This window comes from Pseudomonas sp. 2822-15 (assembly GCF_002742515.1).
Lineage (GTDB): Bacteria > Pseudomonadota > Gammaproteobacteria > Pseudomonadales > Pseudomonadaceae > Aquipseudomonas > Aquipseudomonas salomonii.
Map to the genome: position 1 here is coordinate 1 of NZ_LJRY01000239.1, position 595 is coordinate 595.

The 595-nt window shown below is 64.5% G+C and carries 1 protein-coding gene; it reads left to right on the plus strand.

The features are described from left to right. Positions 1 to 595 (plus strand): AMP-binding protein (locus tag AOA59_RS25980; protein ID WP_143522819.1); only part of this gene is annotated, 595 nt, incomplete at both ends.

Below are 595 nucleotides of genomic sequence, written 5' to 3' on the forward strand. Positions count from 1 at the left end.
GGCAGCGGTGCAGGGCGAGCAGTCATTGAACTATGCGCAGTTGAACCGGCGTGCCAACCAACTGGCCCACCATTTGCTCGGCCTGGGTGTGGCACCCGGCGAGCGCGTGGCGATCCTGCTGGAGCGCTCGCTGGACCTGCTGGTGAGCCAGTTGGCCATCAGCAAGTGCGCCGCGGTGTATGTGCCGCTGGACATCAACGCGCCGCTGGACCGTCAGGGCTTTATGGTTGCGGACAGCAGTTCACAGTGGCTGCTCACGTTGGCGTCGATCGAGGTGCCCGAGGGCGCCCGTCGTCTGGACCTGGACCGCCTCGATTTCACTGACACCCCCGACTGCAACCCGGCGCTGGAGCAATCGGCCGAGACAGCGGCGTACATCATGTATACCTCCGGCTCCACCGGCACGCCAAAAGGCGTATTGGTGCCGCACCGGGCAATTACGCGCTTGGTGATCAACAACGGTTACGCCGATTTCAATCAGCACGACCGTGTGGCCTTTGCCTCCAACCCGGCGTTCGATGCCAGCACCCTCGACGTGTGGGCGCCCTTGCTCAACGGCGGCGCGGTGGTGGTGGTCGACCAGGACACGCTGTTG